This window comes from Phyllobacterium sp. YR620 (genome assembly GCF_900104165.1).
GTDB classification, from domain to species: Bacteria; Pseudomonadota; Alphaproteobacteria; order Rhizobiales; family Rhizobiaceae; genus Phyllobacterium; species Phyllobacterium pellucidum.
On record NZ_FNJP01000006.1, the window covers coordinates 254,916 to 270,482 of the forward strand.

21 protein-coding genes are annotated in these 15,567 nt (G+C 58.1%); 11 read left to right on the forward strand and 10 right to left on the reverse strand.

What is annotated here, in order from left to right:
• Positions 1 to 131 precede the first annotated feature (131 nt).
• The 3 genes from BLR72_RS19530 to BLR72_RS19540 all read left to right on the forward strand — a co-directional run bounded on the left by BLR72_RS19530 (position 132) and on the right by BLR72_RS19540 (position 2,246).
• Positions 132 to 728 (forward strand): sigma-70 family RNA polymerase sigma factor, encoded by a 597-nt coding sequence (locus tag BLR72_RS19530; protein WP_244506763.1) that lies wholly within the window; start codon positions 132 to 134, stop codon positions 726 to 728.
• 2 nt (positions 729 to 730) lie between these two features.
• Positions 731 to 1,378 (forward strand): ChrR family anti-sigma-E factor, encoded by a 648-nt coding sequence (locus BLR72_RS19535; protein ID WP_091951206.1) that lies wholly within the window; start codon positions 731 to 733, stop codon positions 1,376 to 1,378.
• Between the two features lie 79 nt (positions 1,379 to 1,457).
• On the forward strand, positions 1,458 to 2,246 hold the full coding sequence (locus tag BLR72_RS19540) for an alpha/beta hydrolase (protein ID WP_210183741.1): 789 nt from the start codon (positions 1,458 to 1,460) through the stop codon (positions 2,244 to 2,246).
• 35 nt (positions 2,247 to 2,281) lie between these two features.
• Here the strand turns inward: BLR72_RS19540 and BLR72_RS19545 are convergent, their stop codons facing one another.
• Together BLR72_RS19545 and BLR72_RS19550 are read right to left on the reverse strand one after the other, a co-directional pair.
• A complete protein-coding gene (locus BLR72_RS19545; RefSeq protein ID WP_027232016.1) occupies positions 2,282 to 2,695 on the reverse strand; it encodes a DUF2177 family protein in 414 nt (137 codons plus the stop codon).
• Between the two features lie 122 nt (positions 2,696 to 2,817).
• Complete coding sequence (locus tag BLR72_RS19550; RefSeq protein ID WP_244506764.1) at positions 2,818 to 3,390, reverse strand: DNA-3-methyladenine glycosylase; 573 nt, start codon at positions 3,388 to 3,390, stop codon at positions 2,818 to 2,820.
• A gap of 202 nt (positions 3,391 to 3,592) precedes the next feature.
• On the opposite strand from BLR72_RS19550, the gene BLR72_RS22565 reads away from it, so the two are divergent.
• Entirely contained in the window at positions 3,593 to 3,754 is a 162-nt protein-coding gene (locus tag BLR72_RS22565) for a hypothetical protein (RefSeq protein ID WP_172982671.1), read from the forward strand.
• A 109-nt stretch (positions 3,755 to 3,863) separates the two neighbouring features.
• Here the strand turns inward: BLR72_RS22565 and BLR72_RS19555 are convergent, their stop codons facing one another.
• Positions 3,864 to 4,598, reverse strand: coding sequence for a Crp/Fnr family transcriptional regulator (locus tag BLR72_RS19555; RefSeq protein ID WP_091951208.1), 735 nt, complete (start codon positions 4,596 to 4,598; stop codon positions 3,864 to 3,866).
• Between the two features lie 495 nt (positions 4,599 to 5,093).
• Between BLR72_RS19555 and BLR72_RS19560 the strand changes: the two genes are divergently transcribed.
• The 3 genes from BLR72_RS19560 to BLR72_RS19570 all read left to right on the forward strand — a co-directional run bounded on the left by BLR72_RS19560 (position 5,094) and on the right by BLR72_RS19570 (position 6,323).
• Entirely contained in the window at positions 5,094 to 5,456 is a 363-nt protein-coding gene (locus BLR72_RS19560; RefSeq protein ID WP_091951209.1) for a hypothetical protein, read from the forward strand.
• A 43-nt stretch (positions 5,457 to 5,499) separates the two neighbouring features.
• Complete coding sequence (locus BLR72_RS19565) at positions 5,500 to 5,724, forward strand: hypothetical protein (protein WP_091951211.1); 225 nt, start codon at positions 5,500 to 5,502, stop codon at positions 5,722 to 5,724.
• A 107-nt stretch (positions 5,725 to 5,831) separates the two neighbouring features.
• On the forward strand, positions 5,832 to 6,323 hold the full coding sequence (locus tag BLR72_RS19570; RefSeq protein WP_091951212.1) for a DUF2380 domain-containing protein: 492 nt from the start codon (positions 5,832 to 5,834) through the stop codon (positions 6,321 to 6,323).
• Here the strand turns inward: BLR72_RS19570 and BLR72_RS19575 are convergent, their stop codons facing one another.
• Complete coding sequence (locus BLR72_RS19575; RefSeq protein WP_244506765.1) at positions 6,324 to 7,295, reverse strand: YihY/virulence factor BrkB family protein; 972 nt, start codon at positions 7,293 to 7,295, stop codon at positions 6,324 to 6,326. It abuts the gene before it with no gap.
• Between the two features lie 461 nt (positions 7,296 to 7,756).
• Here BLR72_RS19575 and BLR72_RS19580 point away from each other — a divergent pair, with 461 nt between their 5' ends.
• Positions 7,757 to 8,047 carry a DUF1236 domain-containing protein gene (locus BLR72_RS19580; protein ID WP_091951216.1) on the forward strand — a complete coding sequence of 97 codons (291 nt, stop codon included), beginning with the start codon at positions 7,757 to 7,759 and terminating at the stop codon, positions 8,045 to 8,047.
• A 68-nt stretch (positions 8,048 to 8,115) separates the two neighbouring features.
• Here the strand turns inward: BLR72_RS19580 and BLR72_RS19585 are convergent, their stop codons facing one another.
• Positions 8,116 to 8,355: a DUF6894 family protein gene (locus BLR72_RS19585; RefSeq protein ID WP_091951218.1), complete on the reverse strand. Its 240-nt coding sequence runs from the start codon at positions 8,353 to 8,355 to the stop codon at positions 8,116 to 8,118.
• Positions 8,356 to 8,827: 472 nt separating this feature from the next.
• On the opposite strand from BLR72_RS19585, the gene BLR72_RS19595 reads away from it, so the two are divergent.
• Entirely contained in the window at positions 8,828 to 9,022 is a 195-nt protein-coding gene (locus BLR72_RS19595; protein WP_091951223.1) for a hypothetical protein, read from the forward strand.
• 6 nt (positions 9,023 to 9,028) lie between these two features.
• Here the strand turns inward: BLR72_RS19595 and BLR72_RS19600 are convergent, their stop codons facing one another.
• The 3 genes from BLR72_RS19600 to BLR72_RS19610 form a co-directional block, all read right to left on the reverse strand.
• Positions 9,029 to 9,256: a hypothetical protein gene (locus BLR72_RS19600; RefSeq protein ID WP_027232023.1), complete on the reverse strand. Its 228-nt coding sequence runs from the start codon at positions 9,254 to 9,256 to the stop codon at positions 9,029 to 9,031.
• A 111-nt stretch (positions 9,257 to 9,367) separates the two neighbouring features.
• Positions 9,368 to 10,252 (reverse strand): alpha/beta fold hydrolase, encoded by an 885-nt coding sequence (locus BLR72_RS19605; protein WP_091951225.1) that lies wholly within the window; start codon positions 10,250 to 10,252, stop codon positions 9,368 to 9,370.
• Between the two features lie 7 nt (positions 10,253 to 10,259).
• Complete coding sequence (locus BLR72_RS19610) at positions 10,260 to 10,979, reverse strand: Crp/Fnr family transcriptional regulator (RefSeq protein WP_091951327.1); 720 nt, start codon at positions 10,977 to 10,979, stop codon at positions 10,260 to 10,262.
• A gap of 100 nt (positions 10,980 to 11,079) precedes the next feature.
• Between BLR72_RS19610 and BLR72_RS19615 the strand changes: the two genes are divergently transcribed.
• Positions 11,080 to 11,340: a DUF6894 family protein gene (locus BLR72_RS19615; protein WP_027232026.1), complete on the forward strand. Its 261-nt coding sequence runs from the start codon at positions 11,080 to 11,082 to the stop codon at positions 11,338 to 11,340.
• Positions 11,341 to 11,535: 195 nt separating this feature from the next.
• The gene (locus BLR72_RS19620) at positions 11,536 to 11,787 is read left to right on the forward strand and encodes a hypothetical protein (protein ID WP_139202558.1); all 252 of its coding nucleotides are present in this window, start codon (positions 11,536 to 11,538) and stop codon (positions 11,785 to 11,787) included.
• Here the strand turns inward: BLR72_RS19620 and BLR72_RS19625 are convergent.
• Both BLR72_RS19625 and ligD read right to left on the reverse strand, forming a co-directional pair.
• Entirely contained in the window at positions 11,784 to 12,794 is a 1,011-nt protein-coding gene (locus BLR72_RS19625; RefSeq protein WP_091951329.1) for an ATP-dependent DNA ligase, read from the reverse strand. The two genes, BLR72_RS19620 and BLR72_RS19625, sit on opposite strands and share 4 nt — an antisense overlap.
• Positions 12,795 to 12,814: 20 nt before the next feature.
• Positions 12,815 to 15,451 (reverse strand): DNA ligase D, encoded by a 2,637-nt coding sequence (gene ligD / locus BLR72_RS19630; protein WP_091951331.1) that lies wholly within the window; start codon positions 15,449 to 15,451, stop codon positions 12,815 to 12,817.
• Between the last annotated feature and the right edge of the window lie 116 nt (positions 15,452 to 15,567).

The following is a 15,567-nucleotide window of genomic DNA, read 5'->3' on the forward strand; positions in this document are numbered from 1 at the left end:
TCATTGATAGTTTCGCTGGTCCCGAAGCGATGATCCGATTGCGGTGGGCCTGCGTATAGAGCGGTATGAATGACGTCGGTACGTTTGGCTTTTACAATTTCGAGACCCTCTGGCGGAGGCAACTTCGAGCGATGTCGGCGCGTCGGGTTAAGGGCCCGAGTGCCGGCGGGTGCGCTGTCGTGACGGAAAAGGCGGAGCAGTCGGCGAGGCTGGTGGCCATAGCGCAGCAGGCCGACAAGGCGGCATTCGCGGAACTCTTCGGCTACTTTGCACCTCGCCTGAAAGGTTTTTTCATGCGTGGTGGCATGGCCGCCGGACAGGCGGAGGAACTTGCACAGGAAACCATGCTGATGGTATGGCGCAAGGCGGCGCTATACGATCCGGCGAAAGCCTCCGCTTCGACCTGGATATTCACTATCGCACGCAATTTGCGCGTGGATTCAGTACGCCGTGAGCGCTATCCGGCGCAGCATCTGCTTGAAGATCCGGCGCCCGAACTTCCAGCCTCCCCCTCCGACGAGGTGCTGAGAACCGAGAGCGAACACCGGGTTCGCACTGCGATCGATCTGCTCTCGGCGGACCAGCTGAACGTCATACGTCTGCATTACTTCGATGACAAACCCCACAGTGAAATCGCCAAAGTGCTCGGCTTGCCGCTCGGTACGGTGAAATCCCGCTTGCGGCTAGCCATGCAGCGCTTGCGCGGCCTGCTGGGGGAGGAACAGTAACGATGTCCCACCGTCCATCCGACGACCTTTTGATGGCCTATGCCGCCGGAACCCTGGCGCCGGGTCCGGCGCTCGTGGTCGCGGCACACCTGACGATGTGTCCGGAAAGCGCCGAGCGCGTCCGCGCCTTCGAAATCTTTGGCGGGATCGCGCTTGAGGACGCGTCCGAAAGCGCTCTTTCGCCCGACGCGTTGGAGAAGACGCTTGCGCGGATCGATTCAGGCCCGCGTGCCATGGTGGTTGAACGGGGCAAATGGCTCGCTGAGTTGCCAGAAGGGATGCGCCTGCCACAGCCGCTTGAACATTACGATATCGGCAAGTGGAGATTCCTTGCGCCCGGCGTACGCTGGAGCTCGATCGGCCGCGGTGGCTCCGCCCGCAACCGCCCCATGCTGCTGCGCTCGAAACCGGGCATGGTGCTGCCCGAACATTCCCATGCGGGTACCGAATACACGCTCATTCTCAAGGGTTCACTGCATGATGCGGACGGCGACTACCACGTCGGCGATCTGATCGTTGCCGATGCCAGTCTCGAGCACGAGCCAGCAGCGGGTCCTGATGAGGAATGCATTTGTCTCGCCGTGGTCGATGGCCGCTTGCGGATGAAGAGCCTCGTTGGCCGGCTTGTCCAACCCCTCATGGGGTTTTGAGCACTTGAGCCCCTTTTTGGCAATCGCGGCGGTCGCTGGTGCGGCCATGGTCTTGGCGGCGTGCTCGCCGGGAACAATCTTGAACATCGCCACCACTTCCAATGGTGCTCGAGTCGAGCAGGACGTCGCCTATGGCGAAGGGCCGAGGCACACGCTCGATGTTTACGCACCGGCCGGTGCGCATGCCGCCCCGGTGGCCGTCTTCTTCTACGGCGGCAGCTGGCAGAACGGCGACAAGAAAACCTATCAATTCGTGGGATCGGCTTTGGCCGCCAAGGGGATCGTTACGGTGATACCCGATTATCGGCTTTACCCCCAGGTTCATTATGAAGGCTTTCTTGACGACGGCGCCAAGGCCGTTCGCTGGGCCAGGGATCATGCACGCCAATACGGTGGCGATCCGGCAAAGCTGTTCGTCGTCGGCCACTCCGCCGGCGCTTACATTGCCGCGATGCTCGCACTCGACAAGACGTGGCTCGGGAGGGAGGGCATGACGCCGAACAGGGACCTCGGGGGTTTTGTCGGTATTGCCGGACCCTATGATTTCCTGCCATCGCAGGACGAAAAGATAGCGGCCATATTCAGCACCGCCGAAACGACGACGCTGGCCGAACCCGTGGCGTTTGCCGGACGCCACGAGCCGCCTACGCTGCTCCTGCACGGCAAAAGCGACACGACGGTCTTTCCGCGAAACAGCACGCGGCTTGCCGAGAAGTTGAGCGCTGGCGGAAACAACGTTGATATAAAGCTCTACCCGGGCGTTGGACACCTCGGCATCATCGGCGCGATGGGGTCGCCCATGCGCTTCGTCGCTCCGACTTTGGACGATACGGCAAATTTCGTCCGCGCGCATTCCAACCGCAACTGAACAGACGCAATGCTTCGTGGCGAGTAAGTGATGTGTTAGCTTAGCCTCGCCAGCAGCCAGTTCGTCGCCAGAAAGCTCAAGGTCGCCGACAAACCGGAAGCAAAAGTGCCCCAGGCAATATCCACGACCGTAAGGGCGGTCGACCATTGTTTCAAAGTCGCCTGGCTGGTCAGATCATAGGTGGCATAGGCAAAAAAGCCGAAAAGCGCGCCATAAATCAGCGCGGTGTGCCATCGGCCGGTCTCCATGGCCGGGCTTAAGGCGAAGATCACGATGCCGACCGCGTAGATCAGATAGAACAGGATGGCCGGTGCGTAATTCACATCCGACGCCACTATGTCTGGGATGCGGGCGCGGTAAAAGCTCGTCGCCATCGTGCCAAGCCACAACATGTCGAGCGCAAGGAAAATTACTGCGGTAACGAAATATGCCAGTCCGTATTTAAGCATGTTTGATCCCTGTTTTGGATGTATACGCTGGCAGCGCCCCGGCGGATCTTTGGATGGTACCGCGGGACAATTATTGCCGCGGCCATAAACACGCTGACGATATACGCGGCTTGCATGAACGGCTATTTCAGGGGAAACTTTCTGCTGAGAAATGGCGAAGCGCGGGCGCCGAAACGCCACGGCGTTTCGACGGCCTTGGTCAGACCGATCCGTGGTCCTATGCTGATCTCGAAGGCATCCGTTGCCGCCTCCAGCAAAAAAGGCGGCTCAAACAGAGATTTGCCGTCATACGACTTGTCTACAGCAAGCGCCTGGGCAAGTTTTCCCGGTCCCGAGCACAATAGCCTTATGTCATCGACGGCGCGGCGGCGCTGCATGATCTCGATGTTACGAACAGGTTCTATTGCCCGGATAAGCACTGCTGACGCCTCGAGACACACAAAATTCAGACACCAGTGGATACCATACGACCGGTAGACGTAGGCGCGACCTGCTGGACCGAACATCGTCCGGTTCGCGATCCCGGGCCCGCGATAACTGTGCGAGGCAGGATCGTTCGGGGCGTAGGCTTCGGTTTCGATGATCGGTCCGCCCACCCCATCGACAACCAGAGAAACGCCAATGAGGGCGCGGGCAACCTCCTCCGAACCTCGTTGGAAAAAGCTCTCGTCGAGCATGGTGGTGATTTTTTCCATCGCGTCAAATTGTTCCTTTCCGAACCCACTCTTAGCAAAGTCACGAACACGTTCTTGACACTGCGAAACTGGCCCATTCGCTACCGCACATACAAGCGCTGTGTCCGCTACCGTACAGTTCCGATCTGCAATTCAATTAGCAGGAACATTCGTCACCGCGCCGGATTGATTGAATGCGGGGTTAACAAAACGGAGAAGACAAATGCCTAATAGTCAAAAGAGCGGAAGTTCACAGAGCGGCAAGGGCACGTCCAAGCAGCAGGAACAGGGACAAGGTTCCCGCGGCTCCCAGCAGGGATCCGGTTCCTCCAAGAGCGGTGAACAACAGGGCAAGGCCGGCGAGCAGAGCCACAAGAATAAATAGTCTGTTCGGTAATCGATGCAGTTAATGAAAGCGGCTGGGAAAATTCCCGGCCGTTTTCATATACCCACAAGTCCGCTTCATAGGCTGTTCCACGGTGGAAATCGTCGGGTCAGACCGAGCGGAAAAGCGGCTTGCCGCGCCAGCCCGTCAATCTTTCGGCTTCCCGCTCGGCAAGACCATAAGCACCATCGGCTATCGCTGCAAGGCCATGGCGGTCGCGGATGACAATTTCCGAGCGCCTCGAGATCACGAGATGTTCGCCTTCAAGAATATGCAGCGCATCGGTGACACTGGGACGCCTGACGCCAAGCATCGTTGCAAGGAATTCATGGGTCACACCGAGATATTCGCCTGAGATCCGGTCGTGCATCATGAGCAGCCATCGTGCGAGACGTGCCTCGATCGTCGACCGACCATTGGCAAGCGCGGTCGATCCGGTCTGGATGGAGAAGGAGCGCGCGTATTTCAGGAACAATCGCATCAGGTCGCTGTTGCCCTCGATAGCTCTGCGAAATCGGTCCGCAGCGATCCTGTTGCCCTTTCCCGCCACTTGAACAACGGTGCGGTAAGGGCTCAGTTCGTCGCCCAACACTGCGCCGACATGTGACATCCCGTCTGCGCCGAACAGTCCGATCTCGATATCGCGGCCATCGGACAGGGAAGTGATCATCGATCCAATGCCACTTTCTGGAAAATAGATATGCGGGATCGTCCGGTTCGGCTCGTTGAGGAGCATGCCGAGCGGGAGGTCGACCGTTTCGAGATTGGCAAACAGTTCGTCGCCCTTGCAAGCCCTGCTCATTGCAAGGAGATGGTTGGCGAAGTTGCCGGCTGCCAAACTCATCACGTGCTCCTGTCTCTATCGGAATCGGCCTGCGAAAGCATTGCGAACAACGTCCGAAAACGTACAGACTCTGCCATCTGTTGCAGGAACGCGATAAAATTTTGGACGAGTATGGAAGGGAGAAACGAGCTGCTGACGGCATCTCATGCAACCCGCTTTCAGTCGCACTTCAAACCGTCGAGACATATCCTGCAATATCGGCGATCAAGAGCGCTAGGAGAAGCACGCACCCCGCGCGAATAAACGTTTTTGCTCATTTGCCGCGCAGCAAATTCGGTACGATTGCGGACCAAGCCGGAACGAGCATTTTTCGCGGGCGTTCATTGTGCGCTGATTTTCCAGGTCAGCGCGCCCTGGCTCAACGGTTACACCGAGCTTTCTGGGGCCCATAGCTGGCGGTGAGCGAAAGTTCACCGCCCTTTTGCGACCAAGGCAACTGGAACAATAACGCGATAGCCCGGTTTACCGATATTGAACCTATAGGGAGGAAATCACATGAAAGCGCTTGCACCGATCATCGCCGCTGCCGCACTGGCTTTTGCCCCCGGTATCGCATTTGCCGCATGCCCCACGACAACGGGATCGATAAATTCCGATGCAAAGCCGGGCATCGCCCAGGATGGCACGCACGTTCCCTTAGAAAATTCGGGCAACAGCACGGTACAAAAAGGTGCGGCCAGTACGGGTACAACAACGAATAATAGCCCCCAGACCGCTCAGAAGGACGGCCAAACCATGCCACTCGCCGGCACGGAAGGCGCAGGTGACAAGAATTTAGCCACCTCAGCGCAGGACGTGCAGGCGCAGCAGAAGGGCGAACCGACCGCCATGGCCAAGGCCGAGGACTGCAAGAACTAGTTTCCAACCAACGGCTGGACTTAGGCCGTCCGGGAGTTCAACCATGAAGATAGCTGGCGCGTTATTTGTTTGCCTCGGCATACTGTACGCAGTGTGGGTGGCAATCAGTGCGCGCCGGCTGAGCTCTCCGCCCAGGCATCCCGACAATCAAAATGCACCAACACTGGAGCCAAAACGGCAAGGTCTCGGATTCCTCCGCGCGGGTCGCAACTGGCCCGCCTTGGCGCTGATCGCAATCGGCGTCCTGATGCTGATCTATCCCATATAATCATTTCCCCGCCGAACCCTGCCGCGGCTTTGCGAATTAGCAGCAACGTGGCATGATTTGTCCGCCTCGGCCTTTACCCAGCGAGGAAAGCCGCATGGAGGGTTAACATGCGCCCGTTGCTTCTGATGATATTGGGCTTGATGATGTGCACCCCGGCCGGCGCTCAGCAAAACCCGCCTGCCTCGATCGCAGTATTTCCCATTGAGCTTGAAGACAGGAGTGCGGGCGCCGGCATCATTGCGCCCGATGAGCACGACAAGCGCTATCTTTTCGAGTCAGAACAAATGGCAAAGGACATGCTCACGGGCTCGGGCCGCTATACTGTGGTGGGCGTTACGGTGCCTGCGGAGGCAGAGGCGAAGGGGCTGCGCTATTGCGGGGGCTGCGAGGCAGCTATCGCTCGCGAGAATGGCGCATCGCTCGCACTCCTCGGCGTCGTCACCCGTGTCAACCGCACCGAACATGCCGTATTCATTCGCATCCTTGATGCGAAAAGCGGGAAGACCGTTGCGGAGGGCTTCACCGATCTGCGAATGGGCGCAAATTATGCGTGGCCTCGGTCGGTGAAATGGGTGATGACCAATAAAATTCTGCGCTGATTATTCAGCCACGCTTTCACCCAGCGTATCGGCAACGACTGCGCCCCGCTTGCCCATGGGCTGCGGCGGACCTGTCGTACTGTCGACTGCGGTTTGGTGTTCAAGCTCCGCATTGAGTTCTGCGCCGAGAATAAGAATGATCAATGTGATCCACATCCACATCATCAGGCCGGCTACTGCGCCCAAGGCGCCATAGGTGGCGTTATAATCGGCAAAGTTTGTAAGATACGATGTGAACGCTGCAGAGGCGGCGATGCCGATCACGGCGGACAATACGGCACCCCACGAAAGCCACCGCCATTTCGCATATTCCCGGTCCGGGCCGTAGCGATAGACGATCGAGATCGCAGCCACGGTAACGCCCATCATAACCGGCCAGCGGGCGAGGCTCAGTAAACCGGCGCTCCACCCTTCGAGCCCCATCGCGTCAAGAAGTTTCGGCATGATGCCCAGCGCGAGAAGCAGCACGATTCCGAAAAAGATTCCACCCAGAGTAACGACGAATGAAACGAGGTTCAGTTTGACGAAGCTGCGGGTCTCATTCTGTCCGTAGGCGACGTTCAACGCTTCGAAAATGCCTTTGACGCCATTATTGGCGCTCCAGAGCGCGATGACTAAACCGAACAGGAAGCCGATGCTCAGCAACTTCGTATCCTGCGCGGCAAGTGCCTCGAGTTGAGCACGTATCAGAGCTATCGCGTCATTGGGCAAGATGCCGGCAAGCAGCGAAACATTACCTGCAACAGAGGCACGATCGGCAAGAAAGCCATAAAGCGACACAAAGGCTGTCAAGGCGGGAAAAAGGGCGAGCAGCAAATAAAACGCGGCACCTGCCGCTATCAGCATGATGCGGTCTTGTGACAGCGACTGCCACACCCGGTAAAGGACGTCCTTCCATCCGAGACCCGGAATCTCGGAAGGCTTCTTGGCGCGACGGCCGCGGGCTTTTTGTCGCGCACGGGCGTTACGCACTTGTTCCTTAGTTCGCTTTGTGGATGCCTTCATGCGCGGGACCGATATCTTTGCCTCTATCCTGCAATTCACAGATACGAGCAATGTTCCGGCGACCACCATGAAAAATGGAGGACGTAAGGTTCGGTGACAGTGGCGGCCGGACGGGTTATGCGCTCGCCTGCCGTTTCGTTGGCCAGGACCGGAAACCAGAAAAACTGTCCTGTCCGCCCTACCGTCGCGTCTGGTTAACACGGCCACCGCTGTCTAGCGTGAAAACGGCCGTGGTAAAGTCGGGTTCCATTCTACGCGGCAAAAATCTTCTAACTGGCGGAGCATGCCGCCGGCGCTTGTAGCGCCGTTCGCTTGCCCCGAATTTTCGCGGCAGCAAAGCCCGAGTTGGTGAGGGTTGTCACTTCTTCTGGAACCAAACGGGCCTATTGCCGGTTTCTTGCCCAGGGACACACAAGGAGACAAAACTTATGAAACGCATCGTTGCAATAACCACCGCATTGCTCCTCGCCGGCTCGACTTATGCCTTTGCGCAGGACGCTGTCATCGTGGAAGTTCCACAGCCAGCGCGCGACTATGTCATCGCCCATCCTTCGGATCCTGTTGTGATCGATGGCGATGTTGCCGTTGGAACCGTCGTTCCCCAAGAGGTTCAGCTGGTACCGATTCCCGATAGCCCGGACTACGCCTATGTCTACGTCGACAAGCAGCCGATCATCGTATCGCGCAAGGACCGCAAGGTTGTTTATCTATCGCAGTAACGCTGCCATGTGAGCTATATGGAGGGCCTCGTGGGGGGCCCTCTTCGCCAGGATTGGCAATTAAAGAGCTATTCGGTTTTTGTACGCAGGAGGTCAGACACGAAAATCGTCTTCAAAAGTTCGCCTGGTTCATTATAGATGCGCACGACCCATGTCGTTGGATCGTAGCCTTCAATGACCGCGTCGATGAGCGATTCCTTTGCTGCCTTGTGCGCAGCGTCGATCGCAGCTTCATGGTCAGGAAATGCGATCGGTGTAATGGCATCAAGCCCCTCACCTTCATCGAAAACGAAACGAAACAGCGGCATGTGGGACCTCGCACTTCCTTTGTCGAGAATGAACTCTCCGCACCACCATTCGTTCCCTAGGTGAGACCATGAAAGTCGTCGTTGGCTCGTTCTGCCTAGTCCAAACATGCGCGGGCGGATCACGGACCTCGTCAGGATTGGGCAAAGGCACTTCGTCCGGCAGCTGATCCGGAGATGGCGGCTCGACAATGGGCGGCACCGGGCCGGGTCCCGGCGCGGGCACCGGCGGCCTGTCAGGGATTGGCGGATCGGGATTTGGACGAGGACCAGGATCACCCATCAGATTGCTCTCTACTGTTGCTCGAATTTGCGTCATTGCAGTGAGTGTCAATTGGCGTCGTAATTTTCAGTGAAACACATGGAGGAAACGGAGGTTCCACCTTTGCGTACGCATCAGAGAGTGGGAGACTCCGGGAACGCAACGACTGGAAAATCGTTCACGGGAAGTAGTCGCCAAGCGGATGAGGGTGTCATGAGCAACGAGCCTACAATAGCGGATTTGCGCGAAGAACTGGCGCGGCTGAAGGATGATCTCGCCGTTGCCGAAGGCAGCCAAACCTTCGGCATTGCCACGGAAGGTGATTCAGTACCGGGTGACAGTGCCGCAGAGGTCATACGGCGCAGGATCGCCGAACTGGAAGAAGTCCTGAACCGCGCCGGAAATTAACCGGAGCTAGTGTTGCTCCTGATCCCTGAGGTCGAGCCCGAGCAACTTGTTGAGAGCGAGCCGCGCTTCGCGCATGGTCCAACCTGCCGCCATCGCCTCCCTGATGAGATCGATGTAATCTTCACCCGGATCGTGCAGTTCTTCGAACCTTGCCCTGATGGCTTCGACGCAATCCGACTCGCGAACCGAATGGGTTGCCAAACGCGAGGGCGGAGAAATCTGCACCGTCATCATGACGCCTCCAGTCAAGACCAGAACCTTATACCATCAGAAGTTGTAGCAAAATGTAACGGCCCGCGGGTTCGAAAGTTCCAACCCCTGCACTCAGGTTGATCTCCTTTCAGGCTACCAGTAGAGGCTGTGAAAACGCGAAAGTGCTTTGGCCAACGTCTCGGGCACCTCCTCCGCCATATGGTGCCCGCAAGGCAGGGACTGGCCGGACAGTTCCGTTGCCCACCGCCGCCAGACGCCAAGAACATCGCCGTAGAGGTCCTCGAGATCGTCCTGCCCCGACCATAAAACCTGCAACGGACAGGCCAAGCGCCGTCCGGCGCTCCGGTCGTCCTCGTCGTGGCGCCAGTCGATCTCAAGGCCGGCACGGTAATCCTCGATCATGCCGTGGACCGTCGCCGGATCATGAATGGCTGTGCTGTAATCCGCGAAGTTCGCTTCTCCCATTTTGTCGGCCGTACCACCGTACCATGCGAGCGGATCGGCCAGGATGGCCCGTTCAGGCTTCTCTGCCTGAGCGAAGAAAAACCAGTGCCACCAGGCTTTCGCGAATTTGGCGTCGCATCGCTCGACAGCCTCGATGATTGGAACTCCATCGAGGATTGATAGAGATCTGATCGTCTGCGGATGATCCATCGCACAGCGAAAAGCCGTATAGCTGCCGCGATCGTGGCCGGCGATCGAGAATGTTTCGAACCCCAGTCCACCCATCAGCTCGACGCAGTCACGCGCTTTCGCTCGTTTGGACGACCCGGCATGATTGGGATGGTCCGCAGGCTTGGACGAACCGCCGAATCCGCGCAGGTCAGGACAGACAACGGTAAACTCATCCGCGAGCAGAGGAGCGACGCGGTACCAGGTGGTGTGCGTGCGCGGATGCCCGTGCAGCAAAAGCAGCGGCGGTCCGTTACCCCCGTGACGAACCCGCAAGGTGGCCTCGCTGAGAACGATCGTCTCCAAAGCGAATCCCGGAAATATCCCGCCTGTCTGATACGACATCTGATCGCTACCGCGCCTCGACCGAAAGATTGAGATAAAGCGGGTTGAATTCCGCGAACTCCTTCAAGGCTTCCCAGTCGACAATTGTCACTGTCCGATTGATCCAGGTCACGAGCTTTTCGCGGCGCAGTGATTGCAGTGTCTTGTTGAGATGGACCACCGAGATACCGACGACATCGGCAAGCTCGACCTGCGACAGCGGCAGGTGGAAGCTTTGATCGGTGGTCAGCCGGACGACCTGCAGGCGGACGTAAAGCTCGCAGATCAGATGAGCAAGATGCGCCTTCTTTGATCTTCGCCCCATCGCGACGATCCATTCGCGATGGATGGCGCCGTCGATCAGGGTGGAAAGCCAGAGCAACCGCGTCAGGTGCGGGACAGTTTCGGTGACGGTCTTGAGAGCGCTGTGGTCGGCGAAGGCGACGCGGCACGGGGACAAGGCGACAATACCGTGGTCCATGATTTTCAGGGGGAATGCGTGAAGATCGACGAAGTCGCCGGGAATATGCAGGGACGTAATCTGCCGGCTTCCGTCATCGAGCACCTTATAGCGCGCGGCGAAGCCTTCCAGCATCAAGGTGCTAGATGTCGGCCGTGATCCTTCCCGGACCAGATCTTCATCGATTTCAAATTGTCGCCCGCGTGTGATGATTGATCGAAGAAGCGATTTCTCCTCCTCGGAAACAATATCGCGACTTTCAAGATTCAGAAGCAGTGATTCAATCAAAGAAACCTCCATCCAATTTTCCAGAATAGTGACGAATGACGGAACTGATTGGCCCACGAACGATTACTATCCTTACGAAACCAGCAGCGTGTACACACAAATGTCCCGATATTACTTCGACTTGCACAATGGCGCCGGCCCCCTGCGCGACGACCACGGGGTGGAACTGGCGACGCTCAATGCCGTAACCCAGGAGGCAACGCGCATCCTGCTTGATATTGCTCGCGACGAAGTCGGCGACACCGGGCGTCTGATTGTCACCGTGACTGTGAGAGACGAGGAAGGGAATCCCATTTCAATCGCGAGCCTGACGTTTTCCAATGAGTGGCTGGAAAATCCGAAGACAGTGCCGTCTCGGTAAGATTGCGTTGCTTATCTAGCTACAAGTCGCCGCGAAACCTTTTGTTCCGATTCAATGCGGTTCGCTCATAATCCAGCGATCATCGTGCAGTTTCGCAAAGATTGTTTCGACGATTCCGTTAAACAATTTGAATGACACCCACCGGCGCCGCGTCCAGTGTTCGGCTTAATACTTGACGACGATGAGGAGGCATTCATGCGACGTGCAAGGAAAGCAATATATTCCCGCGAAGACTGGAACCTCATGGAACACGCACACCGCATCGCGTGCCGCGATCTCCATGTACCGAGTACAAGCCTGGACGAAATCCACAGGGTTGCCAGACGGGTGATGACCCTTTTCGATGGGGGCTTGCGTGACGAAAACCTGATCGCCGCCACTGCGGCGAGCCAGGAGCGTTTCATTGCCGATACGCTTTCCCTTCGCCACAAGAAGGTGCCGGCCTAATGCACGACTGACCGGAGCTGCTCGTACGTGCATTGGCGAGGGCTCTTGTCGGGGCGCCATCGCAACAATTTGGTCCCGTGGCGAAACCGATCACCGCTGACATGATCAAATCTTACCTCGACGACGAGTTGCGGCTTCAACGGTTGCCATTCGCCGCTCCGCTCTGTGCTCCAGCGGCTCGGCCCACCTGGAGCCTTGCCGGTAAAGCCGGGAGGCCCGACCAATGCCTCCAGCTTCTCTGTCAGTTCCCCGCGCTCTTTATCCGTAATGGTTGACGTATAGCCAACGTGATCGAGCTTGCCGTCACTGTTATAGAGGCCAAGAAGAAGAGAACCGACTTGCTTGCTGTCATGTTCGTAACGGAACCCGCCAACCACGCAATCCGCTGACTTAAGACGCTTCACCTTGATCATGACGCGCTCGCCCGGGAGATAGAGGCCATCCAGGCGCTTGCACACGACGCCGTCGGTTCCGGCATAACCATTTTCGAGCCAGATACGTGCTTCGTCGATATCGCTCGAATGCGGCGATTGCGTCAGTGCGGCTTCGCGCGCGAGCGCCAGGAAGGCGGACAATTGCGCATTACGAACGGTAAGGGGACTATCCATGATTAACTTGCCGTCGGGATTCATCAGCATGTCGAAGACGACGAGCCTCGACGGCGTTTCAGCCGCGAGCTTTCTGACACGGCTTTCCGCAGGATGAAGTCGCATTTGCAGGGCTTGAAAGGAGAGCGCGCCGCCGCTCTCGATGACGAGTTCGCCGTCGATGACAAAACGTTGAACCGGCAGCGCCGCCAGCAACTCGACCATCTCCGGAAAGAAGCGCCCCAGCGGCTTCCCGGATTTGGCGCGCAAATCAACCTCGGTTCCGTCCTTGAATGCCAGGCAGCGAAATCCATCCCATTTCGGTTCATATTGCCAGCCGCCGTCGGCAGGCAGGGTCTCGGCCGATCGGGCCTCCATCGGCTGCGTATCGAGAGGCAGGGCCCACGCAGATCGTGACATCTTCCGTTTCGCCACTTCGATCATGCTGCTGCTTTCACGGACTTTCCCAGAAGCTTGATGGCCTTTTCCAATGAACGTTCTCCATCGAGATAATCCGCCCAAGCGTCGGTTTTTTCGAGAAGTGCGGGGACCGTTCGCACGGTAAAACGCTTGGGGTCGAGATCGGCCCTTACGTCCCCCCAGGCCAAGGGCATGGACACAGTTGCGCCGGGACGAGCCCGAGGCGAGAGCGGCGCCACCGCGGTAGCCATGCGATCGTTGCGCAAATAATCGAGAAAGATCCGCCCGTTGCGCAGTTTCTTAGCCATCTTGACGAGATAGCGGTCCGGGTGATCATTGGCCATTATCTGGCAGACATCGTGGGCGAATGCCTTTGCCTCGCTCCAGGTGAGCTTGCTCTTCTTGCTGGTCGCAAGTGGCGTGACGACGTGCAGGCCCTTGCCGCCCGTGGTCTTGCAGAAGCAGACGAGGTCCAGCGCTTCGAGACGTTCCCGCATTTCCTTCGCTGCCGCGACCACCACTGAGAATGGCACATCGGGGCCGGGATCCAGATCGAATACCAGCCGTCCTGGAACGTCCGGATTTCCAGGTGCGCAATTCCATGGATGGAGTTCGAGGGCAGCGATCTGGGCGACGGCGATCAATCCCTCCACCCGGTCGATTTGCAGATAGGGTTTTCGATCGCCCGAAACCGTTACCAATTCGATCAGATTCGACGCGCCTTGCATGGCATGACGCTGGAAAAACTGTTCTCCACCAATGCCGTCCGGGGCGCGGATGATCGAACATGGCCTCCCCTTGATATGATCAAGCAGCCATGGGCCGACCGCCCGGTAATACTCGGCAAGATCAAGCTTGGTGACAGGCCTCTTATCGCCGGCGTCCGGCCACAGAGGTTTGTCTGGATTGGACAAAACAACACCCATGATTTCGGCCTTCGCTCCACGTCGCTTGCCGATGCTCCGCGCCTGTTTCCCGGGATCGGGAACGTCCGTGGTTTCAGGTTTCGCCGGCTTCTCCGCCTCGACTTCCAGGGCAGGTTTGTCTTCACGAATACCTTTGAACGAAGCCTGCCGCACGAGACTGTCGGCAGTCCAGCCTTCGAATTCGATCTCCGCCACGAGTTCGGGTTTCACCCATTCGACATCGGGATCGACCTTCTTGGCCATGTTCCCCCCGGTGAAGGGCGACTTTTCGGCGCGAAGTGCCTCGAGTCGGGGCAGCAGCGACTTCACTTTTGCCGCTCCGTACCCTGTGCCGACGCGGCCGACATAAATGAAGTGGTCCTCACGAAAGACACCGACGAGCAGCGAGCGGAATCTTCCGTTGGTCTTCGACCAACCGCCGATGACGACTTCGTGCCCGGCGCGACACTTCGCTTTAACCCACATATCGGTTCGCCCCGAACGGTAGGTAGCGTTGGACTGCTTCGACACAATTCCTTCCAGCGAAAGCTTGCAGGCGGACTTCAGGACCGCGTCACCGCCCGTCTCGAAGTGGTCGACATATCTGAGCCTCGGATCACCGCCCGCGTCGTCGAGGATCGACCGCAGCCGTGCCTTTCGTTCGGTCAAGGGGCGGTCGCGCCAATCCTGACCGGCTTCGAACAACAGATCAAAGGCGAAGTAGACAAGGTCGCCGGTCTTGCCATCGGCCTGTGCCGCCTGCAGCGCGGCAAAGTCGGGTGCGCCATGATCATCGAGAGCGCATATCTCCCCATCGATAATCACATCCGGCAATGCCGAGAATGCCTTGGCGATTGCCGTGTACTTCTTCGTCCAGTCAAGACCCTTGCGGGTCCTCAGCGTCGCATCTCCGTCCTTGACCCGGGCTTGAATGCGATAGCCATCGAACTTGATCTCATGCACCCATCCAGCGTCAGAAGGAGGACGCGCAACGCTTTCGCAAAGCTGTGGAGGGATGAAGTCCGGCATCGTCGCTTCACTTGAGGCGGCAGGCGTTCCTCGCTTGCGCGTAGTCGGCGCTGCGGAGCCGTTGCGATTGCTCTCCCAAGTTGCGTCCGCTGCCGCGTCAGAACCCTCCGTCATGAACGGCTTGGGCTTGCGCCCTTTTCCCGAGGCTATTGCCTCCATGGTCCGGCCCGACGCCACCGAGGCTGCTTCCTTGAGGATCGCGTCACCGTTTCCATCTACCGAGTGGTCGTCGCGATGCTTGATCAGCAACCAGTTGTTGCGCTTGCCGCCGTCCCGGTCATTCTTCATGCGCACGAGTACGAAGCTGCCGTGCAGTTTCTTGCCATCCAACGCGAATTTGAGATCGCCCTCCTCGAGCGCCTCCTGAGGGGATTTGGTACCCTCCGGTTCCCAATAACCCCGATCCCACAGCATCACGGTTCCACCGCCATACTGGCCCTTCGGTATCGTGCCTTCGAAGTCGCCATATTCGAGCGGATGATCTTCGACCTCGACCGCAAGGCGCTTGTCCTTTGGATCAAGCGAGGGCCCCCGCGTCACCGCCCAGGATTTGAAAACGCCGTCGAGTTCCAGCCGGAGATCGTAGTGCAGCCTTGAAGCATCGTGCTTTTGGACGATGAAGCGAAGCTTGTTCGACGCATTGACTTCGCCGCCTCCGCTTGGCTCCTGTGTGAGCTTGAAGTCGCGTTTGGACGTGTAACGGGAGAGCTTGCCGCTTGCCATGATAACCTCGACCGCGCTTGATACCATGGCAGACAAACGCGCCTGATCGCGAAAAGATGCAGGCGCCCGACGTTTCTGGCGCCAATCTCTCAAACGATAAGCATTACCACGGGATC